At 67.0% G+C, this 24,410-nt stretch carries 19 protein-coding genes; 10 read left to right on the forward strand and 9 right to left on the reverse strand.

What is annotated here, in order from left to right; genetic code table 11:
• Positions 1 to 2 precede the first annotated feature (2 nt).
• The 4 genes from NV401_RS16790 to NV401_RS16805 all read left to right on the forward strand — a co-directional run bounded on the left by NV401_RS16790 (position 3) and on the right by NV401_RS16805 (position 3,916).
• Positions 3 to 1,058 carry a 50S ribosomal protein L11 methyltransferase gene (locus tag NV401_RS16790; protein ID WP_261295602.1) on the forward strand — a complete coding sequence of 352 codons (1,056 nt, stop codon included), beginning with the start codon at positions 3 to 5 and terminating at the stop codon, positions 1,056 to 1,058.
• The gene (locus NV401_RS16795) at positions 1,055 to 1,525 is read left to right on the forward strand and encodes a dihydrofolate reductase (RefSeq protein WP_261295603.1); all 471 of its coding nucleotides are present in this window, start codon (positions 1,055 to 1,057) and stop codon (positions 1,523 to 1,525) included. The genes NV401_RS16790 and NV401_RS16795 overlap by 4 nt, the downstream gene beginning before the upstream one ends.
• 114 nt (positions 1,526 to 1,639) lie before the next feature.
• The gene (locus tag NV401_RS16800; protein ID WP_261295604.1) at positions 1,640 to 2,803 is read left to right on the forward strand and encodes a dipeptidase; all 1,164 of its coding nucleotides are present in this window, start codon (positions 1,640 to 1,642) and stop codon (positions 2,801 to 2,803) included.
• Positions 2,804 to 2,986: 183 nt separating this feature from the next.
• The gene (locus NV401_RS16805; protein ID WP_261295605.1) at positions 2,987 to 3,916 is read left to right on the forward strand and encodes a bifunctional riboflavin kinase/FAD synthetase; all 930 of its coding nucleotides are present in this window, start codon (positions 2,987 to 2,989) and stop codon (positions 3,914 to 3,916) included.
• Here the strand turns inward: NV401_RS16805 and NV401_RS16810 are convergent.
• Entirely contained in the window at positions 3,903 to 4,154 is a 252-nt protein-coding gene (locus NV401_RS16810) for a hypothetical protein (protein ID WP_261295606.1), read from the reverse strand. The two genes, NV401_RS16805 and NV401_RS16810, sit on opposite strands and share 14 nt — an antisense overlap.
• 161 nt (positions 4,155 to 4,315) lie before the next feature.
• On the opposite strand from NV401_RS16810, the gene ileS reads away from it, so the two are divergent.
• From ileS to NV401_RS16825, 3 genes are read left to right on the forward strand one after another with little or no spacing between them, the layout of a single operon-like run.
• On the forward strand, positions 4,316 to 7,285 hold the full coding sequence (gene ileS, locus NV401_RS16815; RefSeq protein ID WP_261295607.1) for an isoleucine--tRNA ligase: 2,970 nt from the start codon (positions 4,316 to 4,318) through the stop codon (positions 7,283 to 7,285).
• Positions 7,282 to 7,803: a signal peptidase II gene (gene lspA, locus NV401_RS16820; protein ID WP_261295608.1), complete on the forward strand. Its 522-nt coding sequence runs from the start codon at positions 7,282 to 7,284 to the stop codon at positions 7,801 to 7,803. The genes ileS and lspA overlap by 4 nt, the downstream gene beginning before the upstream one ends.
• Positions 7,796 to 8,209 carry a DUF3035 domain-containing protein gene (locus NV401_RS16825; protein ID WP_261295609.1) on the forward strand — a complete coding sequence of 138 codons (414 nt, stop codon included), beginning with the start codon at positions 7,796 to 7,798 and terminating at the stop codon, positions 8,207 to 8,209. The genes lspA and NV401_RS16825 overlap by 8 nt, the downstream gene beginning before the upstream one ends.
• A 95-nt stretch (positions 8,210 to 8,304) precedes the next feature.
• On the opposite strand, the gene NV401_RS16830 is transcribed toward NV401_RS16825, so the two are convergent.
• The 5 genes from NV401_RS16830 to NV401_RS16850 all read right to left on the reverse strand — a co-directional run bounded on the left by NV401_RS16830 (position 8,305) and on the right by NV401_RS16850 (position 14,152).
• A complete protein-coding gene (locus NV401_RS16830) occupies positions 8,305 to 9,069 on the reverse strand; it encodes a TorF family putative porin (protein WP_261295610.1) in 765 nt (254 codons plus the stop codon).
• Positions 9,070 to 9,272: 203 nt separating this feature from the next.
• On the reverse strand, positions 9,273 to 10,541 hold the full coding sequence (locus NV401_RS16835) for a mechanosensitive ion channel family protein (RefSeq protein ID WP_380816344.1): 1,269 nt from the start codon (positions 10,539 to 10,541) through the stop codon (positions 9,273 to 9,275).
• A gap of 5 nt (positions 10,542 to 10,546) precedes the next feature.
• Complete coding sequence (metC, locus tag NV401_RS16840; RefSeq protein WP_261295612.1) at positions 10,547 to 11,743, reverse strand: cystathionine beta-lyase; 1,197 nt, start codon at positions 11,741 to 11,743, stop codon at positions 10,547 to 10,549.
• Positions 11,740 to 12,579 carry a 3-mercaptopyruvate sulfurtransferase gene (sseA, locus tag NV401_RS16845; protein WP_261295613.1) on the reverse strand — a complete coding sequence of 280 codons (840 nt, stop codon included), beginning with the start codon at positions 12,577 to 12,579 and terminating at the stop codon, positions 11,740 to 11,742. The genes metC and sseA overlap by 4 nt, the downstream gene beginning before the upstream one ends.
• Positions 12,580 to 12,610: 31 nt before the next feature.
• On the reverse strand, positions 12,611 to 14,152 hold the full coding sequence (locus NV401_RS16850; RefSeq protein ID WP_261295614.1) for a cryptochrome/photolyase family protein: 1,542 nt from the start codon (positions 14,150 to 14,152) through the stop codon (positions 12,611 to 12,613).
• Positions 14,153 to 14,523: 371 nt separating this feature from the next.
• Here NV401_RS16850 and queF point away from each other — a divergent pair, with 371 nt between their 5' ends.
• The 3 genes from queF to NV401_RS16865 all read left to right on the forward strand — a co-directional run bounded on the left by queF (position 14,524) and on the right by NV401_RS16865 (position 18,724).
• Positions 14,524 to 14,970, forward strand: a complete 447-nt coding sequence (gene queF, locus NV401_RS16855; protein WP_261295615.1) for a preQ(1) synthase — start codon at positions 14,524 to 14,526, stop codon at positions 14,968 to 14,970.
• Between the two features lie 154 nt (positions 14,971 to 15,124).
• The gene (locus tag NV401_RS16860) at positions 15,125 to 17,398 is read left to right on the forward strand and encodes a glycosyltransferase family 4 protein (protein ID WP_261295616.1); all 2,274 of its coding nucleotides are present in this window, start codon (positions 15,125 to 15,127) and stop codon (positions 17,396 to 17,398) included.
• Between the two features lie 48 nt (positions 17,399 to 17,446).
• Positions 17,447 to 18,724 (forward strand): glycoside hydrolase family 130 protein, encoded by a 1,278-nt coding sequence (locus tag NV401_RS16865; RefSeq protein WP_261295617.1) that lies wholly within the window; start codon positions 17,447 to 17,449, stop codon positions 18,722 to 18,724.
• Between the two features lie 137 nt (positions 18,725 to 18,861).
• Here the strand turns inward: NV401_RS16865 and NV401_RS16870 are convergent, their stop codons facing one another.
• From NV401_RS16870 to NV401_RS16880, 3 genes are all read right to left on the reverse strand, one after another.
• Positions 18,862 to 20,808, reverse strand: a complete 1,947-nt coding sequence (locus tag NV401_RS16870; RefSeq protein ID WP_261295618.1) for an OPT family oligopeptide transporter — start codon at positions 20,806 to 20,808, stop codon at positions 18,862 to 18,864.
• Positions 20,809 to 21,041: 233 nt separating this feature from the next.
• Entirely contained in the window at positions 21,042 to 22,250 is a 1,209-nt protein-coding gene (locus tag NV401_RS16875) for a M20 metallopeptidase family protein (protein WP_261295619.1), read from the reverse strand.
• Positions 22,251 to 22,498: 248 nt separating this feature from the next.
• Entirely contained in the window at positions 22,499 to 24,178 is a 1,680-nt protein-coding gene (locus tag NV401_RS16880; protein ID WP_261295620.1) for a DUF853 domain-containing protein, read from the reverse strand.
• Between the last annotated feature and the right edge of the window lie 232 nt (positions 24,179 to 24,410).

Consider the following 24,410-nt stretch of genomic DNA (forward strand, 5'->3'; position numbering starts at 1 on the left):
CGATGACCGACGCCATCGTCTCCCGCTATGCCGATCTCGCTGGCGACGCACGGGCGATGGCGATGATGTGCGCGGCGCTGCATCGCCTGGGGCAGTTTGCCGATGCGGTGGCGCTGGGGCGCGCGGCGATCGCCCAGGCCCCGCAATCGATGGAGGTGCGCACGATCGTGCGCCGCGCGTTGAGCCGCGGCGTCGCCTCCTTCCATGGCGCCATGCTGGGCGATGCCGCCCGCAGCCACGCTTATGTCCGCGCGATAGACCGCCTGGTGCGCCCGGGCATGACGGTGCTGGAAATCGGCGCGGGCTCGGGCCTGCTGGCGATGGCGGCGGCACGTGCCGGGGCGACGGTGGTGGCCTGCGAACAGAGCCCGGTGATCGCTGCGATGGCCGACCGGATCGTCGCCGCCAACGGCCTGTCGGATCGCGTCCGCATCGTCGCCAAACGCTCGGACGCGCTGCAGCTCGGTATCGATCTGGCCGCGCCGGTCGATCTGCTGATCCATGAGATTTTCGGCGAATCGCTGTTCAACGAAGGGGTCGAGGCGGCGCTGGCCGATGCGCAGACGCGCCTGCTCCGGCCGGGCGCCATCGTGCTGCCGCCGCGCGCCGAAATCCGGTGCGCGCTGGCCACGCTGACCCTGCCGGCGCACCCCCCGATCGCCACCGTGGAGGGATTCGACCTGTCCGATTTCAACCTGCTCCTGCCGCCCACGCCGCGCAACGTGGTCGCTGGCCGCCGCGGCTTCGCTTTGTGCTCGGCGCCCGCCTCGGCGCTGGCGATGGATTATCGCGGCCCGGCGCCGTTCGGCCCGCGCCGGGAAGGCCTGACGTTCGAATCGACCGGCGGTCGTATCGATGCGGTGGTGCAATGGCTGCGCCTCGATTTCGGCGACGGCGAGATATTGGAGAGCGACCCGACCCTGCCGCCCCCGGCCTCGTCCTGGATCGCACCGTTGTTCGAGTTGCCGACGCCGATCGACACGGCGCCGGGCGACCGTATCGCGGTGTCGCTGTTCCATGACGGCCATGATCTCTCGATCGACGTGGCGGCGGCATGATCACGCTGCACCTCGCGCGCGCCGATAACGGCGTGATCGGAAAAGACGGCAAGATGCCCTGGCACCTGCCCGCCGATCTCAAGCGCTTCAAGGCACACACGCTCGGCAAGCCGATGATCATGGGCCGCAAGACGTTCGAGAGCTTCCCGAATCCATTGCCCGGGCGGCGGCACATCGTGCTGACCCGCGACGCGCGCTGGTCCGCACCCGGCGCGGAGGTCGCGCATTCGGTGGCGGATGCGGTGCTGCTGGCCGGGCAGGGGGACGTCGCGGTGATCGGCGGCGCGGAGATCTACGCGCTGTTCCTGGATCGCGCCGATAAGGTCGAACTAACCGAAATCCACCTTTCGCCTGAGGGCGATGCGATGGTCCCCGCCTTCACCGGCTGGCAGGAAACCGCGCGCGAGGATCATCCCGCCGAAGGCGTGCGGCCGGGCTACAGCTTCGTCACGCTCGCCAGATCATGATCCGTCACCCCGGACTTGTTCCGGGGGCCACCGTCCCGCATACCGCCGGCCAATGGACGTGCGGCACGGTGGATGCCGGAACAAGTCCGGCATGACGGATGGGGTGGGAGACGCATGAAGAAATGGCTCTACGGCGCGCTCGCGCTGCTCGTCGTCGCCGCGCTCGCCTTCTTCGCACTCGCGCCGGGCATGACCGAGCGCTCGATGAACAAGGTCGTGCCCGTCCCGCTGAAGATCACGCCGCAAGCCCGCGCGCTGCACGCCCGGCTGCAGATCGCCGACATGCATGCCGATACGATGCTGTGGAACCGCGACCTGCTCGCCCGATCGGGCCGCGGGCAGGTGGATCTGCCGCGGCTGCAGGACGGCAATGTCGCGCTGCAGATCTTCTCGTCGGTCAGCAAAACGCCCAAGGGGCAAAATTACGACGCCAACAGCGCGGATAGCGACAATATCACGATGCTCGCCATGGCGCAGTTGCAGCCGGTGCGGACCTGGACGTCGCTGCTGCAGCGTTCGCTGTGGCACGCGGCCAAGCTCGATCGTGCCGCCGCCGCGTCGCAGGGCGAGTTCCGCGTGATCCGCACCGCGGCCGAACTCGATGCGCTGCTCGCCGCGCGGGCACGTGGGCAGAAGATCGTCGGCGGCATGCTGTCGATCGAGGGGCTGCAGGATCTGGAGGGCAAGCTTTCCAACCTCGATACGCTCTACGCCGCCGGCTTCCGCATGGCCGGCATGGCGCACTTCTTCGACAACGAAGTCGCCGGCTCGATGCACGGCGAGGCGAAGGGCGGGCTCACCCCGCTCGGGCGGCAGGTGATCGCGCGGATGGAGGCGCTCGGCATGGTGGTCGACATCGCGCATGCCAGCCACGCCACCGTCGCCGAGATCCTCCGCATCGCCACGCGCCCGGTCGTCGCCAGCCATGGCGGCGTGCAGGCGACCTGCGCGGTCAACCGCAACCTGACCGATGCCGAGATCAGGGGCGTCGCCGCGACCGGCGGGGTGGTCGGGATCGGCTATTGGGAAGCAGCGATCTGCGGCACCACGCCGGCCCGGGTGGCGCTGGTGATCGCGCATGTCCGCGACGTGGCGGGGATCGATCATGTCGGGCTCGGCTCGGACTTCGATGGCGCGGTGACCACCGGCTTCGATACCGGCCAGCTCGCCGCGGTGACGCAGGCGCTGGTGGATCGCGGCTTTTCGGACGGCGACGTGGCCAAGGTGATGGGCACCAACGTCCTGCGCGTGCTGCGCGCCGGCATCGTGCCCCGCTAATCCTCCCCGGAACGGGGAGGTGGCAGCCGAAGGCTGACGGAGGGGGTGGGCCGGCAACGCTACCGTGGCGCTTGCGGAGAGCCCCCTCCACCATTCGGCCGAAGAGGCCGAATGGTCCCCCTCCCCGTGCCGGGGAGGAATTAGGATGTAGCGTCCGCTTTTCCCGCCCCCTATAGCCTCCCCATGCAGCGGCTGGATGGCAGCGCTACGGTTCCCGCCTCCCTTGCCGGCGGCATCGTCGCGCTCGGCAATTTCGACGGTTTCCATCTCGGCCACCAGGCGGTGGTCGGCCGGGCGGTGGCGCGTGCGCGCGCCGCCGGGCGCCCGGCATTGGTCGCGACGTTCGATCCGCATCCGGTGCGCTATTTCACCCCCGATGCGCCGCCGTTCCGCCTGACCACGCTCGATCAGCGCGCCGAACTGTTTGCAGCCGCCGGCGCCGATGCGATGGTCGTGTTCGCCTTCGACGCCGCGCTCGCCAGCCTGACCGCGGCGCAATTCGTCGAGCAGCGGCTGATCGGGTGTCTCGCTGTCGGCGGCGTGGTGACCGGCGAGGATTTCACTTTCGGCAAGGCCAAGGGCGGCAATGTCCGCGTCATGGCCGAGATCGGCGCGCAGGCCGGCTTTTCGGTCGAGACGGTCGCCGCGGTGGCGCTGGACGGCGCGGCCGTGTCGTCGAGCCGGATCCGCGAGGCGCTGATCGCCGGCGACCCGCGCGAGGCGGCGCGGCTGCTCACCCGCCCGTTCGCGATTCGCGGAACCGTGCAGCATGGCGCCAAGCTGGGCCGCACGATCGGCTATCCCACCGCCAATATCGACATGGGCAAATATCTGCGCCCGGCCTACGGCATCTATGCGGTGCGCGGCCGGCTGCCCGACGGGCGCGTGCTCGCCGGCGCGGCCAATCTCGGCATCCGCCCGACCTTCGATCCGCCGAAGGAATTGCTCGAGGCCTATTTCTTCGATTTCGCGGACAATCTGTACGGGCAGGAGATCGAGGTCGAGCTGATCGACTATCTGCGCCCCGAGGCGAAGTTCGACAGTCTGGCCGCGCTGACCGCGCAGATGGACGCCGATTGCGCCCGCGCCCTCGCGATCCTCAGCGGGGCTTGAGCGGCGCGGCGTAGCGCGCGCGTTCGCCGGCCAGCGCGGAAAGATCGCGCGCCAGCGTTTCCTCCTGCTGCATCCGTCGCACGCGCAGCCGCACCCGATGCCATTGGTTCAACTCGTCCCATTGCCCGCCGGCGACCGCGGCATCGATGTTATGCTGGATCGTCGCGCTGCACTGCGCCGGGCCGAGCACCAGGCATTGCACGGCAAGAATGGCAATTTCGTCGTTGATGTCGGTCACGTCGCCCCTCCTGTTCGCAGTGGGCAATCGAAGGACGCCCGGCGGGCCGCCGCCGTTCCGCGCAATCGTGGTGAATCGGGCATTACCGTCCGCCGCGCGGCCGAGGAAAGAATCGCGAACGTTTGTATCCCGCCCCGTGCCCGGCTAAAGCCCGCACACCTATGACCGACACCCCAGATTCCGCCCGCGATTACCGCGACACCGTCTTCCTGCCGAAGACCGACTTTCCGATGAAGGCCGGCCTCGCCGCCAAGGAGCCGGCGATCCTGGAGCGCTGGGAGAAGATCGGCCTGTACGATCGCCTGCGCAGGGAGCGGCAGGGGCGCGAACGCTTCATCCTGCACGATGGCCCGCCCTACGCCAATGGCGACATCCATATGGGCCATGCGATGAACAAGGTGCTGAAGGACATCATCGTCCGCAGCCAGTCGCTGATGGGCAAGGATGCGCCCTACGTGCCGGGCTGGGATTGCCACGGCCTGCCGATCGAGTGGAAGGTCGAGGAAGCGTATCGCGCCAAGAAGCTCAACAAGGATGAGGTTCCCGTCGCGCAGTTCCGCGCCGAATGCCGTGCGTACGCCGAGAAATGGGTCGCGGTGCAGCGCGCGCAGTTCGAGCGGCTGGGCGTGATGGGCGACTGGGCCGATCCGTACCTGACGATGAAGTTCGACGCCGAAGCGGCGATCGTCGGCGAATTATTGAAGTTCGCCGAGAGCGGCCAGCTGTATCGCGGCGCGAAGCCGGTGATGTGGTCGCCGGTCGAAAAGACCGCGCTGGCCGAGGCCGAGGTGGAATATGAGGACGTGGTCTCGACGCAGATCGACGTTGCGTTCGAGATCATCGACGCGCCGAACGCGCCCGAGCTGGTCGGCGCGCATGCGGTAATCTGGACGACCACGCCGTGGACGATCCCGGTGAACCAGGCGCTGAGCTATGGGCCGGAGATCGAGTATGCGATTGTCGAGATCGTCGGTGGTGAAAGCCACGACGCGCCGCTCAAATCGCTTGGCCGCTTTCTGATTGCCGAGCAGCTCCAACCCGAGTTCGCACAACGTGTCGCAATGAAGTTGGCGCCTTTCACGGATCTCCAGATCCGGTGGACCGGCAAAGGCTCGCAGCTCGAAGGCGCCACTGCCCGCCACCCGATCTACAACTACCTCCGTCACCCCGGCGAAAGCCGGGGTCCCGCTTCTTCTGGCGAAGGCAGCGGGACCCCGGGTCAAGCCCGGGGTGACGGGGTGAGTGAGGCGGCGCTGGCGTTCTTCGCCAAGCCGCGCCCGTTCCTGCCCGGCGATTTCGTCACCACCGATGCCGGCACCGGCCTGGTCCATATGTCGCCCGATCATGGCGAGGACGATTTCCTGCTGTGCAAGCAATACGGCCTGGATCCGGTGTTCGCGGTCGATGGCGCCGGCATGTACCGGGACGACTGGGCGTGGCTCGGCGGGCAGGGCAGCGTGATCAACAAGAAGTTCGTCGCCGCCGACGGCCCCATCTGCACGGACCTGCGCGCGGCGGGGGCGTTGCTCGCGGCGAGCGACGATTTCGCGCATTCCTATCCGCATTCGTGGCGGAGCAAGGCGAAGGTGATCTTCCGCGCCACGCCGCAGTGGTTCATCCCGATGGACCGGAGCGCGACCAGCGACCTGCCGGGGGCAGGTCGCAGCGCGGAGGTCGGGTCGCAAGGCGAGCCGTCGCCTCTCGATAACGGGGCGACGCTGCGAGAGATCGCCTTGGATGCGATTGCTGCGACCCGCTGGGTCCCCGCCCGCGCGGAGAACCGCATCCGCGCGATGGTCGAAGGCCGCCCGGACTGGGTGATCTCGCGCCAGCGCGCCTGGGGCGTCCCCATCGCGCTCTACGTCAACCGCGCGACTGGCGAGTATCTCAACGACCCGTCCGTCAACGCGCGCATCCTCGCCGCGTTCAAGGCCGGCGGCGCGGACGCTTGGTTCGCCGCCGATCACCAGGCATTGCTCGGCGCGGAGTACAAGCTCGCCGACTATGAGGTGATCAACGACATCCTCGACGTGTGGTTCGACAGCGGCAGCACGCACGCCTTCGTGATCGAGGCGCGCTATGGCGAGGGCACGCGCGCCAACCTCTATCTCGAAGGTTCGGACCAGCATCGCGGTTGGTTCCAGTCCTCGCTGCTGGAGTCGAGCGGCACGCGCGGTCGCGCGCCGTACGACGCCGTGCTCACGCACGGCTTCGCGCTCGACCAGACCGGGCGGAAAATGTCTAAGTCGCTTGGCAACGTCGTCGATCCCTTGAAGATCATCCAGGAATCGGGCGCCGACATCCTGCGCATGTGGGTCGCCTCGACCGACTATTTCGACGATGTGAAGATCGGCAAGGAAGTGCTCGCCACGGCCAGCGATTCCTATCGCAAGCTGCGCAACACCTTCCGCTATCTGCTCGGCGCGCTCGACGGCTTCAGCGCGGCCGAGAAGGTGCCGGTGCGCGACATGCCCGATCTGGAAAGGTACGTCCTCCATCGCCTCGGCATGATCGATGTCGAGCTCAAGGCTGCGGCGGATGGTTATGAGTTCAACCGCTATCTCCGCCTGCTCACCGATTTCGCGCAGGACGATCTGTCCGCCTTCTTCTTCGATGTCCGCAAGGATTCGCTCTATTGCGACGCGCCCACGGACATCAAGCGCCGCAGCTACCGCACCGTGCTCGATATCCTGTTCCACGCGCTCGTGCGCTATGCCGCGCCGATCCTGTGCTTCACCGCCGAGGAAGTGTGGCAGGCGCGCTTCCCGAGCGAAGACGATTCGGTCCATTTCCTCGAATGGCCGGAACTGCCCGCGCTGCCGGGCGACGACGCCGCCTCGACCGAGTGGCGCGATGTCCGCGCATTGCGCGTGCAGGTCACCGAGGCGATCGAGCCGCTGCGCCGCGAGAAACGCGTCCGCTCCAGCCTCGAGGCGAACGTCACCGTGCCGGAGGCACTGCTCCCGGTCGAGGCGCTCGCCGAACTGTTCATCGTTGCGAAAGTGACGGAAGGGGATGAGGTGAGCGTGACGCCGAGCGACTATCATAAATGCGGCCGCTGCTGGCGCCTGCTGCCCGAAGTGACGGTGGATGGCGATCTGTGCGATCGCTGCGCCGAGGTGGTGGCGTGAGCCGCTTCGCCCCCGCCGGGTTCGTCACTGCGGCGATCGTCTTCGTCGTCGATCAGGCGATCAAGCTGTGGGTCACCGGCCCGCTCGGCATCGATCAGCTCGGTGCGTATCGCGAGATCGTGTCGTTCTTCGATCTGCGCTTCGTGCCGAATATCGGCGTCTCGCTGGGGCTGTTGCCCGCCGGCAGCCCGGCGATGCGCTGGGCGATCGTCGCGCTCACCGCGGCGATCGCCTGCGGCGTCGCGGTGTGGCTGACGCGCGAGACCAATCGCTGGGATCGGATGGCGCTCGGGCTCGTGCTCGGTGGCGCGATCGGCAATATCCTCGATCGCATCCGGCTCGGCTATGTCGTCGATTTCGCCGATCTGCATTTCGGCACGTGGCGGCCGTTTCTGGTATTCAATGTTGCGGATGCCGCGATTACGATAGGGGTGCTCGTCTTGCTCGTGCGCGCGCTTCTGGTACGAGACAAGAAGACGGACGCCGGACCGGCGCCAGTGGAGAATTTGAATGCGTAAGTTGGTGTCGATCGCTGCCGCGACTGTCGTGATGTTCAGCCTCTCCGCGTGCGGCAAGAGCGGTTATGACCGCGCCCGGCCGGATGAATTTGCCGTGGCCCGTCAGGCGCCGCTGGTCATCCCGCCCGATTTCTCGCTCGTGCCGCCCAAGCCGGGCGCCGCGCCGACCTCGGCCGGCAATCCCAACGCGCAGGCGCTCGACGCACTGTTCGGCGGCACCTCGGCACGCAGCGCCTCGGAGAGCGCGACGCTGACCGCGGCCGGCACCGATAGCGCGGCGGACGGCATCCGCTCGGACGTCGGCGATCCCGACACCGCCGTGGTCGACAAGGCCGGCACGACGCGTGACATCGTCGCCGCACCGGAAGGCGACGGCCAGGACGCGCGCGCCACGGCGCCGAAATAAGCTGATCCGATCGCGCCTTGCCCGGAAGGGTAGGGGCGTCCGGACATGAAAAAGGGGACGGCCGCGGCCGTCCCCTTTTTTGTGCGTGCGCCGCGTTAGAAGCTGACGCCGACCGAGCCGACCACACCGCCCTTGGAAATGTTCTTGCCCGACAGCGCGGAATACAGCGCCTTGTCGGTATCGACATAGGAGACGCCGAACGTCAGGTGGTTCCAGGTGTAGCTCGCGCCCAGGCTCCAGTCGGTATATTCCTTGCCGATCGTGAGATAGCTCGGGCCGAAGCTGTGGCCGATATGCGCCGACAGGCTGACCGGCGTGTTGGGCACGCCGGCCGACAGATCGAGCGCGGTGTACAGATTGTCTTCCTTGCCGTTGCCGACCGACAGCGCCTTGGCCTTGGGAGCATAGGCAGCGGAGAGCTTGCCGGTCACCGGGCCGATCGTGTGCGACAGGCTGGCATAGGGCTCGACGAAGTCGCTGGCATAGTTGGCGATGAACTGCGACGAGCCGGGATAGTAATAATAGAGCACGCCGACATCCAGCGTGGTACCGCCGAACGTGTGCTTGTAGCCGGCGATCAGATCGATCTCCTGGTCGCTGCCGCCGGCGACATACTCGTCGATCGAGGAGCCCCAGACGGTGGCGTACAGGCCGGATTCGTGGCTCACCGTGAACGTGCCCTGGACCGCGAAATCCTTGTCGGTCTGCGAGATGCCGCGGAAGCGGTAATCGGTCACCAGCGCAGCGCCACCCGAGACGGTGAAGGCCGGCGGCGGCGCGGTGTCGGCGTCCTGCGCGAATGCAGGGGAGGCGGCGGCGAACAGCAGGGCTGCTGCCAGGCTTGGCGTGGAAATGCGCATCATGTCCCTTTCGACGTTGGAATGCGGTCAGTTCCACCTGCGTTTTCGGGATGCCGCCTCTGTCGAATGCCCTCGAGCATTCCGTGCACCTTGCCCTCGACGCTCCTCAGTTGCCGAAGTGCGCTGCAACGCACAACATAATTCTGGTCCGTTGCCGAAACGTTTCTGGTGTGTTGCTGCGCGGCCACAGCATATTGCTGCGCTCAATTGTCCGCCGGCGGCTCCGGCAGGCGCAGGCGCACGTCGCGTTGCGGATAGGGGATGACGATGCCGTGCTGCTTGAACAGCAGCCACAGCCGGTTGAGCACGTCGGAGCGTACGTTGCCGACGCCGCCCTGCGGGTCGCTGATCCAGGCGAGGATCTCGTGCTCCACGCCGTTCTCGCCGAACGCGGTGAGCCACACATTGGGCGGCGGATCGTCGAGCACGCGCGGCGAATCGGTCGTCGCCTGCAGCATCAGCCGCTGCGCCTGCTGCAGGTCGCAGTCATAGGCGACGCGCACCGGGATGCGCACGCGCACGTTGCGATCGGTGAAGGACCAGTTCTCCACCTCCTGCGTCATCAGATTCTCGTTCGGAATCAGATGCTCCTTGCCGTCGCGCGTCAGCACGGAGACGGCGCGCACGCCGATCTTGTTGACCCAGCCGAAACTGTCGCCGACGACGATCACGTCCCCCGGCTTGATCGATCGATCCATCAGCAGGATGATCCCGGCGATCAGATTGCCGATCGTCTTCTGCAATCCGAAGCCGACCGCTAGCCCGAACGCGCCGGAGAAGACGGCAAAGGCGGTGAGATCCACGCCGAGCAGGTCGATGCCGATGAAGAAGGCCGCGACGATCACCGCGATCGAGGCCAGCTTCTGCGCGAGCAGCTTCTGCGTCGCATCGAAGCCGTTGGTCGCCGCGATCAGATGCCCGGTCGCGCGGTTGATCACGCGCACCGCCGCGAACAGCCCGACCAGCGTGATCAGCATCGTGATCAGCGCCAGCAGCGAGAAGCGGCGCGATCCCACGTCGAAGCCGATCTTCTGCAGCGTGAAGGTGATCTCGGCCAGCCCGCCGACCGCGCGGCTGAACAGGGCAACGAACAGGATCAGCGTCACCGCCCAGATCAGCGGCCGCGCGATGCTGACCCCGCGCAACACTTCGTAGGCGGCAAGCGCGGTCGCCGCGCCCAGCGCCAGGCCGATCGGGATCGCCGCGACCGGCGGCCAGCCATGTACCCCGGCGACGATCGCCAGGAGCACCGCCGCGGTGGTGTGGCGGATGATCAGCGTCAGCCGCCCGGCCAGCCCTTCGCCGCGATGGTCGAGCCGCCGGTGCCAAGCCTCGGCCGCCGCCGGGCCCAGCGTGCGGCTCGCCACCACGCCCAGCGTCAGCGACAGCAGCACCAGCCCGCCGGCGATCGCGCCTTCGGTCAGCGTGTGCTGGTTGAGCAGGATGCCGGCGGCTGCGAACCAGGCCGCGATCTCGGTCACGCGCGCGCGGTCTCGAACCGCGCCAGCCCGGCGGCAAGGTCGGCGATCAGATCGTCGGGATCCTCCAGCCCGATCTGCAGCCGCACCAGCGGGCCGGCATCGTCGCGCCGGGTCACGCTGCGATGGCGCTGCGGATCGATCGGCACGGCCAGGCTCTCGAACCCGCCCCAGCTATAGCCGATGCCGAACAGTGCGAGGCCGTCGATCAGCGCGACGCGGCCGGCATCACTGCCGCCGTTCAGCGCGAACGAGAACAGCCCCGACGATCCCCTGAAGTCGCGCAGGAACGTGTCGTGCCCCGGACAATCGGGCAGCGCCGGGTGGAACACGGCGGCGACCTGCGGCTGTTCGGCGAGCCAGCGGGCGATGCGCAGCGCGCTGGCTTCGTGCTGCTTGAGCCGCACCGCCATCGTGCGCAGCCCGCGCGACCCGAGATAGCAATCGTCCGGGCTGGCGACCTGGCCGAGCTGGAAGCTGGTGTCGCGCAGCCGCGCGAAGAAGCCCGGCCCGGCGGTCACCGATCCCAGCATCGCATCCGAATGGCCGACGATATATTTGGTGCACGCAAGGATCGTCAGGTCGACGCCCAGCCCGATCGCCGGGAACAGCAGCGGCGTCGCCCAGGTATTGTCGAGCAGCGTCACCACGCCGCGGGCCTTGGCCGCGGCGACGATCGCCGGCACGTCCTGCACCTCGAACGTCAGGCTGCCCGGGCTTTCCATCAGGATCGCGCGCGTGGCAGGGCCGATCAGCTCGGCGATGCCGGCGCCGATCAGCGGATCGTAGAAGCGCGCGGTAATGCCCAGCCGCTTGAGCAGGCCGGTGGCGAGCGCGCGGGTCGGATCGTAGGACGTATCCGGCAGCAGCAATTCGTCGCCCGCTGAGAGGACCGCGAGGAACGCCGCCGCGATCGCCGCCACGCCCGAGCAATAGAGGAACGTGCCTTCCGCCCCCGGCTCGAGCTCGTTCAGCGCATCGGCCAGCGACCATTGCGTCGGCAGCCCGCGCCGGCCGTAGAAGAATTTGTGATGCGTGTCGGACACGCGCTCGCGCATCTCGGCGACCGAATCGTACAGGATGGTCGAGCCGCGCCACACCGGCGGGTTGACCACCCCGCCGGTCCATTCCTTGCGCCGCCCGGCGAGCACGACGCGCGTGGCGTCGCCCACCGGGCGATCGATCGGTCCGCTCATGCCGCTCCCGTCGCCTTGGGCGTGTCGCTGGCCGCACCCCATTCGGACCAGCTGCCATCATAGACGGCGGCATTGCTGCCGAGCAGATGCGCGCCGAACGCCAGTACCGAGGCGGTGATGCCCGAGCCGCAGGTCGTGACGAGCGGCTTGGCGAGATCGATCCCGGCGCCCTCGAACGCGGCCTTCAGCGCGTCGCCGGTCTTGTACGTGCCGTCCTCGTTGAACAATTGCCCGACCGGCAAATTCTTTGATCCCGGGATATGCCCGGCATGCGTCGCCGGCCGCGGGTCCGGTTCCTCGCCGGTGAAGCGCGCCGCCGAGCGCGCGTCGAGCACCTGCTCGGCCTTGCTGTCGAGATTGGCCTTCATCTGGTCCTTGGTGCGCACGCCCTTGTCGTCGGCCCAGACGGTGAAGTGGCGATGGCGCACCTGTTCCTTGCCGCTGGCGATCTCGCGCCCCTCGGCCTGCCATTTTTCCAGCCCGCCATCGAGAATCGCGACGTCATGCGCGCCGAACGTGCGCAGCATGAACCAGGCGCGCGCCGCAGTGTGGTACGGCGAATTGTCGTACAGCACGATGCGGCTGCCGTCGCCGAGGCCCAAAGATTGCATGCGGCTGGCGAACTTCTCGGGTGCCGGCAGCATCGTCGGCAGCGGGCTCGACGTGTCGGCGATTTCGCCAAGATCCATGAACACTGCGCCCGGAATATGCGCCTTTTCATACTCCGCCGCCGGGTCGCGATCGCCCGCGCCGGCGAAGAAGGTCGCGTCGACGATCCTGAGGTCGTTCGCGCCAAGCTCGCCTGCGAGCCATTCCGTCGTCACCAGCGAATCCATCTGCCGTCTCCTATTCTATGGTTGCGCAATCCTAGCCATAGCCGGGCGCGGCGTCGAGTGAAGCAAGGGTTTGCGCCGCCTGAGCGCGGATATCCGCCTGCGTCGTCGCATCCATCTTCGCCCAGGTGCGATAGGGCATGGCAAGCCGCGGGTTGCGCGCCAATTTGTCCTCGTTGCGCACGAGGAAATCCCAATAGAGCGCGTTGAACGGGCAGGCGTCCGGCCCGGTGCGCTGCTTCACGTCGTAGCGGCAGTGACGGCAATAATCCGACATGCGGTTGATGTACGCGCCCGACGACGCATAGGGTTTGGAGCCGAGCAGCCCGCCATCGGCGAACTGGCTCATGCCCAGCGTGTTGGGCAGCTCGACCCATTCATACGCATCGAGATAGACTTCCAGATACCATTGATGGACCTGCCGGGGATCCGCGCCGATCAGCAGCGCGAAATTGCCGGTGACCATCAGCCGCTGGATGTGGTGCGCGTGCGCGGTTTCCAGCGTCTGGCCGATCGCCTCTTTCAGGCAGTGCATGTCGGTGTCGCCGGTCCAGTAGAAGCCGGGCAGGGGGCGATGCGCCTCGAGGAAGTTGCGCTCGACATAATCGGGGCCCTGCGACCAGTAGATGCCGCGCATATATTCGCGCCAGCCGATGATCTGGCGGATGAACCCCTCGACCGAATTGAGCGGCGCGCGTCCGGCGCGATATTCCGCCTCCGCCGCGCGGCACAAATCGAGCGGATCGAGCAGCCCCGAATTGATATAGGGCGACAGGATCGAGTGCCACAGGAAGCGCTCGCCGGTGAGCATCGCATCCTGGTAATCGCCGAAGCAGGGCAAAGCGTGCTTCAGGAAATAGCCCTGCTGTTCGAGCGCATCGGTGCGCGTGACGGCATAGTCGAACCGGTCGAGCGTGCCGGGATTGTCCGGGAAACGTTCGGCGATCAACGACAGCACGTCGGTCGTGATGCCGTCCGGCACGAATGCCAGCGGGCGCGGCATGAGCAGGCTGGCCTGCGCAGGTTTGCGGTTTTCGGAATCGTAATTCCATTCGCCGCCGGCCGGCTTGCCATCGTCGAGCAACAGGCCGGTCTTGCGGCGCATATCGCGGTAGAAATATTCCATGCGCAATTGCTTGCGCCCTTCGATCCACGTCGCGAACTCGGCAAGGCTGGCGATGAATCGGTCGTCGGCGCGGATCTCGACCGGCAGCCCGAAGATCGTCTCCCACGCTTCCAGCATCGCCGCGACGCGCCATTCGCCTGCCTCGGTGACGACGATGCGCTCGGGCGCATGGCGCGCGACGGCGCGGGCGATCTCGCCGGTGAAGCTGCCGCTATTGTCGGGATCGTCGAGCGTGACGTAATCGAGCGTCCAGCCGTCGGCGCGCAACGCCTCGGCATGGTGGCGCATCGCCGAGAAGATATAGGCGATCTTCTTCTTGTGGTGGCGGACATAGGTCGTCTCGTCGGCCACCTCCATCATCAGCAGCCGGGCGTCGGCCCTGTCGGCATCGTCGAGCGCGGAGAGGTCGAGGCTCAGCTGGTCGCCGAGGATGGGGATGAGCGTGGTCACCCATGCTCTACCACCGGCGCATCAACTGGTTCCGGCCCCTGCCACCCCGCCACAGTGCCGCCACGGCAGCGCTCGCTCCTCCAACGCCACCCTTGCCCCTCCGTCATCCTGAACTCGATTCAGGATCCATTGTGCCGGCAGGGCAGCGCTCGCGCCTCCAACCCCGGACCTAGCCGCCCGATGGATCCTGAATCGAGTTCAGGATGACGCCAGTGGGTTGGCCGCATTGCCTAAAGACGCCCAGGATGTCGGCAGTAAGCTCGGCCGCAACGCCCGCCGATACACGCACGACGAAGCCAGTAAGCCCAGCCGCGACGCCCGCCGATCCGCTCGGGGTGACGCCGCCGCTTCGCCACCCTATATCCGCCCGCATGACCCCAACGCATCTCGGCCAGACCAGCGCGCTTCCCGCCTCCCCGGAGGAGGCGATCCTCGATTACGTGCCCAATCCGCGCACCGGGCGCCCCTATCTCGTGCGCTTCACCGCGCCCGAATTCACCTCGCTCTGCCCGGTCACCGCGCAGCCCGATTTCGCGCATCTGGTGATCGATTACGCGCCCGGCGCGACGATCGTCGAATCCAAGTCGCTCAAGCTGTTCCTCGGCAGCTTCCGCAATCACCAGGCGTTCCATGAGGATTGCACCGTCGGCATCGGCGAGCGGCTGTTCGCCGAGATGCAGCCGTTATGGCTGCGCATCGGCGGCTATTGGTATCCGCGCGGCGGCATTCCGATCGACGTCTTCTGGCAGTCAGGCGAGCCGCCGCAGGGGCTGTGGCTGCCGTCGCAGGATGTGCCGGGCTATCGCGGCCGCGGCTGAGCGCTCCGTTCGTCGCAAGAATCCGTTCATCTGGCGTCAATGTTCGCAGCGCACCTGTTGCGCTGCAGCATTGGTGCAACCATATTGAATTCAGGCCGTTTAGGGAGGCTGATGTTAGGAGCGCCCAGCTCCATCCACACCAAAGGTTCGATGTATGGCGCACGTGGCAGATGTTGCTTCCAGGATTGATCGCGTCGCGTTGATCGGCAACTTTTTGCCCCGTAAATGCGGTTTGGCGACCTTTACGACCGACACGTTCACCGCGTTGCGCGGCCGCTATCCCGATCTGAAGGTCGACGTCTATGCGATGGACGACCATCCCGGCCTGTACGATTATCCGGCCGAGGTGACGATGAGCATCCCGGATCAGGATCGCAGCGCCTATATCGCCGCTGCGCGCGCGATCGAGACCAGCGGTGCCAAGGCATTGTGGCTGCAGCACGAATATGGCATTTTCGGCGGCCCCGCCGGCGATCATATCCTGACGCTGCTCGATCGCGTGTCGATCCCGGTGATCGTCACGCTGCACACGATCCTGGAAAAGCCCAGCGCCGACGAGCGTCGCGTGATGGAAGGCCTGCTGCGCCGCGCCTCGCGCGTCGTCGTGATGGCCGAGCGCGGGCGTGAAATCCTCGAGCGCGTCTATGGCGCGAGCGGCCGCTCGATCGTGATGATCCCGCACGGCGTGCCGGATCGCGATTTCGTCGCACCCGATACGCTGAAGGCGCAGTTCGGCTGGGAAGGGCGCAAGGTCGTGCTGACCTTCGGTCTGCTCGCGCCGAACAAGGGCATCGAGACGCTGATCGGCGCGCTGCCGGAGATCGCCGAGGCCAATCCCGACGTGCTGTACGCGGTGCTCGGCGCGACGCATCCGAACCTCGTCGCGCATGAGGGCGAAAAGTATCGCGACCGGCTCAAGACGCTCGCCGCCGATCTCGGCGTGGCCGACCATATCCAGTTCATCGACGCGTTCGTCGAACATGACGAATTGCTCAATTATCTGCAGGCGGCGGACGTCTATGCCACGCCCTATTCCAATCCGGCGCAGATCACCTCGGGCACGCTGTCCTACGCCGTTGGCGTCGGCAAGGCGGTCGTCTCCACGCCCTATGTCCACGCAACGGAAATCCTTGCCGATGGGCACGGCGTGCTGGTCGATTTCGGCGACAGCGCGGCGTTCGCGCGCGAGATCAACCTGCTGCTCGGCAGCGAGCGCAACCGCACGCGCCTGTCGCAGCGCGCTTATGCTCGCGGCCGCACGATGATCTGGCCGGTGCTCGCCGAGCGCGCGATGGCGGAGATCGCGGCGATGATCGCCGCCAAGCCGCACCGCCTGTCCAAAAGCAGCCTCGCGCCGGTCGCGCTCAAGCCCGATTTCGCCGCGGTCGAGCGGATGAGCGATGCGACCGGCATGTTGCAGCATTCGATCTATTCGGTGCCCGATCGCCGCCACGGCTATTGCATCGACGACAATGTCCGCGCGCTGATGCTGCTCACGCGGATGGACGAGCTTGACGAAATTACGCGCGACAAATGGATGACGATCTACGAATCGTTCATCCAATATGCCTGGAACCCGGACGTCCGCCGCTTCCGCAATTTCATGAACTTCGATCGTACCTGGTGCGAGGAATTCGGCTCGGAGGATTCCAACGGCCGCACCTTGTGGGCGCTGGGCGTCACCGCGCGCGATGCCAATCTTGCCAAGCACCGCGATTGGGCGATGGCGATGTTCGACATGACCGCGTCGCTGGCGCTCGATCTCGGCTCGCCCCGCGCGCATGCCTTCTGCATGCTCGGCGCCGCCGCGGTGCTCGACGCGCATCCCGGCCATGCCATGGCCAAGCAGATCCTGGTGCGGTTCTCGGACGAACTGCTCGCGCTGCTTGCCGTCGCGCGCCGCCCGGAATGGGAATGGTTCGAAATCGTGCTGGCCTATGACAATGCGCGCCTGCCCGAAGCGATGATCCGCGCCGGCCAGGCGCTCGGCCGCGACGATCTGATCAAGTCGGGCAGCGACACGCTCGACTGGATCATCGGCCGCCAGACGTCGCCCGAGGGCCGTTTCCGCGCCGTTGGCACGGAAAGCTTCGGCCGCCCGTACGAGGAACCGCTGCCGTTCGACCAGCAGCCGCTGGAAGCGCAGGCGACGGTCGATGCCTGCGTCACCGCGTTCGAGGCGACCGGCGACAAGCGCTGGGTCGCGGAAGCGGAGCGTGCCTATCGCTGGTATCTCGGGCAGAACGATCTCGATCTGCCGCTGGCGACGAGCACCGATGGCGGCTGTTTCGACGGGCTGATGCCCAACGGTCTGAACCGAAATCAGGGCGCCGAGTCGATTCTCGCGCTGCAATTGGCCTCTTGTGCGATTTCTGCACTATCAAAACGCGCGCAAATAGTGGCAGGACCGTCGAGCGCCGTCGCGTAGCCTCGCTCGCGACGCCGCATTTGGCGGGTCGACGACGAGGCATTTTTTGTGACTGAGCTGTTCCATCACGCGTTGCGGCTGCATGCCGATCCGTCCCGGGTCGTGGTGCGGCCGTTCCATCTCGCCTGGTCGGGCAATGGCGGCAGCCGCACCGAGCGGCTGGTGCGCGAGGTGCTGGCCATGGACATGCAGCAGACCCGCGCCGAGCTCGAGGTCGTGCTCAAGGATTTCGAGGCGCGGCACTGGCAGACGCGCCGCGTGTTCATGACGCGCTACGACGAGATCGAGCAGATGATGGGGCTCGACGGCACCGAGATCGGCGACGAGAAACGCCAGCTGATCGGCGCCTATTTCTGCCACGAATATAGCTACGCCGCCGCCGCGCTGATGAACCCCAGCGCCACGCCGCATTTCGATCAGTCCGGCATGCCCAAGGGATCGTTGCGCATTCTGATGAGCTTGCGCGCGGTGGGCGAGGGGCACATTTCCTCGGTCGCGTTCCGCGAAGGCATCATCACCGATCACAACCAGCTGAAGCTGGCGCCCGAGCCGCCCTTCGCCACCGCCACCGATGCGGTCGGCGCGGAGGAAAGCGAGCTGCCGGTCGGCCCGATCACGGTCTATCGCCACCGTGACTCGACCTTGTCGGGCACGGTGATCTTCCCGATCACCGCCGCGCAATCGAAGGGGCTGGAGGATCTACGCCTCGTCCAGTTCACGCATGACGATGGCAATGTCGAATGGCTCGGCACCTATACCGCCTATAACGGCTCGGTGATCCAGTCGGAGCTGATGCGCACGCGCGATTTCCGCGCGTTCGATCTGGTGCCGATGTCGGGCCCGGCCAGCCGCAACAAGGGCATGGCGCTGTTCCCGCGCAAGATTGCCGGCAAATATATGATGATCGGCCGGCAGGACGGCGAGAATCTGTTCCTGCTGCAATCCGACACGCTGACGCACTGGGAAGAGGGCACCCGGCTGCTCGAGCCGAAATATCCCTGGGAGCTGGTGCAGATCGGCAATTGCGGCCCGCCGATCGAGCTGGACGATGGCTGGCTGCTGCTGACGCACGGCGTTGGCGCGATGCGCAAATATTCGATCGGCGCGGTGCTGCTCGACAAGCAGGATCCGTCCAAGGTGCTCGGCCGCACGGTGCACCCGATCCTGGCCGCGGCGGATCAGGACCGCGAGGGCTATGTGCCCAACGTCGTCTATACCTGCGGCGCGATCCGCCACGGCGATACGTTGTTCGTGCCATACGGCGTGGCCGACAGTTCGGTCGCCTTCGCTTTCATCCCGATCGCGGCGCTGCTCGCGGACATGTGAGCGTTGGGGAGTGGCTACGACCCTCCCCACCCACGACCGTCATCCTGAACTCGATTCAGGATCCATTTCGCCTCTTGGACGATCGAGCATGAGGCGCGATGGATCCTGACTTTCGTCAGGATGACGGGCGGGGGGCGTTACTTCGCCAGCGCGATCGTCCGCCGGTACAGCCACACGATCAGCAGCACGAACACGACTGGCGCGGCCAGCTCGGCCCAACCCGCAAAGCTCTCGCCCACGCCTGCCGGCACCTGCCCGCCGCGCGCCGCAATGACCCCGGCAAAGCCCACCCCGAACAGGCTCTCGCCGACGATCAGCCCGGTCGCCGCGAGCACGCCCATGCGCTGCGCAAATTCCGGATTGGCCGCCCGCTTGGCGCGGCGCTCGTAATAATGGCCGATCAGCGCGCCGATCGGGATCAGCAGCGTCAGCGACATCGGCAGATAGATGCCCATGCCGACGGCCAGCGGCGGCAGGCGGAACTTGCCGCTGCGGCCGAGCAGTTCGTCGATCGCGATCACCACGATGCCGATCAGCGCGCCGAAGCCAAGCAGGTTCCAGTTGAGATCGCCGCCCAGCACGCCCTTGGCCAGGCTGGAGATCAGCGCCGCCTGCGGGGCGGAGAGCGCATTGGGCCCGGCGCCGGGCATGCCGACAAAGCCGAACGAATCCTTCAGCAGGTTGAGCACCAGCGGGATGACCAGCGAGCCGAACATGACCCCGATGACCAGCGCGACCTGCTGCTTCCACGGCGTCGCACCGACCAGTTGGCCGGTCTTCAGATCCTGCAGATTGTCGTTCGAGATCGTCGCGATCGAAAACACGATCGCGGTGGTGAACAGCGCATAGGCGATCAGCGCATTGGTCCGCGCGGGATCGGCATCATGCCCGAACACCGCGACCAGCAGCAGCGACGCGCCAAGCACCGCGAGGATGCCGACGCCCGAGACGGGCGAGTTGGACGCGCCGATCAGCCCGGCCATATAGCCGCACACTGCGGCGATCAGCACGCCGATCACCAGCACGTACAGCACCGTGCCGCCGATCACCGCGAGCGGGAAATCGTGCACCGGCCCGCCGGCCGAAAAGGTATAGAGCAGCCAGGCGATCGGCGGCAGCGTGAGCAGGATGGCCGCGCCGACGATGCCGATCGGCAGATCGCGCTCGGTCAGCTCCAGCACGGAGCCGCCAGCGCGCGCGCGCGACGCGGCCATCGCCGATCGGATCCCGCCGGCGATCGGCCCGAGGATGCGCACCAGCGACCAGATCGCGGCGATGCCGATCGTGCCCGCGCCGATGAAGCGCACGTCGCTGCGGAACACCGCGCCGACGATCGTATCGACATCGCCCGGCATCCCGGCGGTGAGATAGGGCATCAGCCCGGCCCAGGCGATCAGCATGCCGACGAACATCGCCGCGCCGACCGAGATGCCGACGAGATGGCCGACGCCGATCAGCGCCATCGAAAAGCTCGTCGACACGCCGGTCGCGCTCGCGCCGATCTTGAAGTTGCGGGCCGCTTCCGCCGCAACCAGCTTGGCGGCGGCGAGCAGGGCGAAGCCGGCCGAAGCCAATGCGGCGAGGATGATGACGCGCAGGCCGCGGGCATTCTCGGTATCGCCCGCGGCGCCCGCCGTGCCGACCTTCAGCACTTCGGCGGCGGCGACGCCTTCGGGATAGGGCAGGTCCGATCCGGTCACCAGCGCGCGGCGCAGCGGCACCGACAGCATCACGCCCAGGATGCCGCCGAGCATGCAGACGAACGCCGTGGTCCAGAACGGAAAGCCCTGCCACCAGCCGACCAGGATCAGCCCCGGCAGCACGAAGATGATCGCCGCCAGCGTGCCCGCCGCCGAGGCGATCGTCTGCACGATATTGTTCTCGAGGATGTTGGCGCCCTTGAAGAAGCGCAGGATCGCCATCGAGATCACCGCCGCCGGGATCGAGGTTGCGAAGGTCAGGCCGATTTTCAGCCCGAGATAGACGTTGGCGGCGGTGAACAGCATCGTGATCAACGCGCCGAGGATGACCCCGCGCAGCGTCAGTTCGGCAAGCGGGCGAGGGGGAACGGGCGCAGTGGCCATGAAACGAGGTCTCCGGAAAGGCGTGCGGCTATCGTGGCATAAGCTGACGAAAGGTGGATAGCGGAATTAGCGATCTCGGGCGCGTGGCGCGCTCCTTTAGCCGTTCCCCGGCGAAGGCCGGGGCCCAGGAGCGACGGCGCAGGTGACGATGCGCAGCGCTAGCTAATCACCGTTCCGTGACTGGGCCCCGGCCTTCGCCGGGGAAGCGCTAGAGGGGAAGCGTCGCGCGCCGCTCAATCGAAGCCGTGGTTCAGGAACCGCTCGGCCAGCGCACAATGCATTGCCACGCCCTTGGCCATCACGTCCTCGCGGATCGTCATCTTGGTATTGTGCAGCGGCGGATTGGTGCGTGGGTCGGTACCCTCCGGCGCCACGCCGACGAACGCCATCGCCCCCGGAATCTCGCGCAGCACATAGGAAAAATCCTCGCCGCCCATCATCGGCGCGGGCATCGTTTGGTACGCGCTGATCCGCTCGGCGACGGCGCGGATCATGGCGACGGCGCGGGGATCGTTCTCGGTCACCGGATAGCCTTCGTCGATGCGCAGCTCGGCGGTGCAGCCATGCGCCAGCGCGATATGCTCGACCAGCCGGGCTATCCCGGCGCGCGCCTGTTCGCGCGTGGCGTGGCTCAGCGTGCGCAGCGTCCCCTTCATCTCGACGCGCTCGGGCACGATATTATAGGCTGATCCCGCCTCGATCTTGGTGATCGACAGCACGGCAGGATCGGTAACCGCGATCTGTCGCGCGATGAAGCTGCTCAGCGCAGTGACGATCTCGCACGCCACCGGGATCGGATCGAGGCAATCGTGCGGCATCGCGGCATGCCCGCCGCGGCCGTGCACCGTGATGTTGATCGCGTCGGTCGAGGCGAGCAGCGGCCCGTTGCGGCTGACGAACGTGCCGGCCGGCATGTTGGGCGAGATGTGCAGCGCAAAGGCGGCTTCCGGCGCGGGATCGGCAAGCAACCCGTCCTCGATCATGAAGCGCGCGCCGTGATAGCCCTCTTCGCCGGGCTGGAACATGAACACGATCGTGCCGGGGAGGTCCTCGCGCCGCGCGCTCAGCGCCCGCGCCGCGCCAACCAGCATGGCGGTGTGCGAATCATGCCCGCAGGCGTGCATCGCGCCCGGCACCGTGCTGGCGAAGGGCAGGCCGGTTTCCTCCTGCATCGGCAGCGCATCGTGATCGCCGCGCAGCAATACGGTCCGGCCATTGTCGCGCCCACCGCGCAGGATCGCGATCAGCCCGGTGGTCGAGGTGCTGGTGCGGATCTCGAGCGGCAGCCCGGCGAGCGCGGCGCGGATCTTGTCGGCGGTGCGCGGGCAGTGCAGCCCGACTTCCGGATCGGCATGGATCGCGCGGCGCAGCTCAATCACGTCGGCGAGCTCGGCTTCGCCCACGGCGTTCCAGTCGGTTTGCGGGGCGCTGTCGAAGGTCATGAAGCTGATTCCTTGAGAAGTTTGGACACCCATACACCTCTCCCATCGGGAGAGGGAGGGGCCCGCCGCGCAAGCGGTGGGAGGGTGAGGGCGACTGGCGTGGCCTGAGAATCCCCCCTCCCTGCAAGGGAGGGGGAGGGGTAGGGGGTGGGTGGCGTCCCGGTGGGTAGCAGGCGCGGATCCCGTCGCGCACCGTAGCGCGTGCATCGACCCACCCCCGGCCCCTCCCTTGCAGGGAGGGGGGAATGCTACCGCCCCCGGAACAGCCCGCCCAGCACGCCGCGCACCAGGCCGCCGACGATCCCGCCGGCCTTGCTGCGCGACGAGCCGAACACCGCCTTCGTCACTTCATTGGCGACGCTTCGCCCCACCGCCGAGGAGACGCTGCGCGTCGCCGAGGTGACGGCGCGGTTCCAGGGGGAGTTTGCCGCCTCGCGTTCCACCGCTTTCTCCGCCTGCGCGGCGAGCCGCGCCTGGCGGTCCGCCTCGCGCTGGTCGGCGAGCCGCTGGCGTTCCGCTTCGCGCGCGGCCTTGGCGTCGTCCTTGGCCTGCAGCGCGGCGGCCTTGTCCGCCTCGGTTTGCGCCTTGGCTTCGGCGGCGGCCGCCTTGGCCTCCGCGGCCTTGCCTGCCAGCAGTTCCTCGGCCGATTCGCGATCGACCAACGCATCGTATTTGTCACCGATCGGATCGGTCTGGATCAGCACGCCGCGCTCGACCGGCGTGACCGGCCCGACGCGGCTGCGCGGCGGCTTGATCAGCGTGCGCTCGACCGGGGAGGGGGCGCCATCCGGCAGCAAGAGCGAAACCAGCGCTTCGCCGACCTTGAGTTCGGTGATCGCGGTCTCGACATCGATACCAGGATTGGCGCGGAACGTGGTCGCCGCCGATTTGACCGCCGCCTGGTCGCGCGGCGTGAACGCGCGCAGCGCATGCTGCACGCGGTTGCCGAGCTGTCCGGCGACGGTGTCGGGGATGTCGATCGGGTTCTGCGTGATGAAATAGATGCCGACGCCCTTCGATCGGATCAGCCGCACGACCTGCTCGATCTTCTCGAGCAACGCCTTGGGCGCCTCGTCGAACAGCAGATGCGCCTCGTCGAAGAAGAAGCAGAGCGTCGGCTTGTCGGGATCGCCGATCTCGGGGAGATGCTCGAACAATTCGCTCATCAGCCACAGCAGGAAGGTCGAATAGAGCTTGGGGCTGGCCATCAATTTGTCGGCGGCGAGGATGTTGACGATGCCGCGGCCGGTATCGTCCACGCCGATGAAATCGTCGAGATCGAGCGCCGGCTCGCCGAAGAAGTGATCGGCGCCCTGACTGCGGAGCTGCAGCAGCGCGCGCTGGATCGTCCCCAGGCTCGGCTTGGAGACATTGCCATAGGTGGTGGTCAGCTCGGCCGCGCGCTCGCCGCAATGGACCAGCATTGCCTGCAGATCGTCGAGATCGAGCAGCAGCAGCCCGTCCTGGTCGGCGACGTGGAACGCGATGTTGAGCACGCCTTCCTGCACCTCGTTGAGATCGAGCAGCCGCGCGAGCAGCAACGGCCCCGTTTCGCTGACGGTGGTGCGGATCGGATGGCCCTGCTCGCCATACAGATCCCAGAACTGCACCGGATTGTCGGCATAGGACCAGTCGGTGTCGCCGATCTCCGCGGCGCGCGCGGCGAAGATCGCGTGGCTCTTGGCGAGCGGTGAGCCGGCCATGGCGAGACCGGAAAGGTCGCCCTTCACGTCGGCGACGAAGCACGGCACGCCGCGCGCGGAAAAGCCCTCGATGATGCCCTGCAGCGTCACCGTCTTGCCGGTGCCGGTCGCGCCCGCGATCAGGCCGTGGCGGTTGGCGCGCTTGAGTTCGAGCTGTTGGGGATGCTCGCCACCGGGGCCGCTGCCGATGAAGATTGGGCCGATGAAAATGGGTCCGTCCGCCATGATCGCTCCTGCTTGATGGCCGCGCTTATCGCGCGTTTGCCGGAACGAGGAAATGGCCTTGTTGATGCAGAGCAACGCCCCCACACCCCGTCATCCTGACGAATGTCAGGATCCATCGTGCAACAGGGACGATCGGACATGAGGCACGATGGATCCTGAATCGAGTTCAGGATGACGGCGGTTGATTGGGGGGGGCGGACAAACAAAATCGCCCCGGAACCAGTCCGGGGCG

The sequence above is a fragment of the Sphingomonas hylomeconis genome, assembly GCF_025370105.1.
In the GTDB taxonomy this organism is placed as follows: Bacteria; Pseudomonadota; Alphaproteobacteria; order Sphingomonadales; family Sphingomonadaceae; genus Sphingomonas; species Sphingomonas hylomeconis.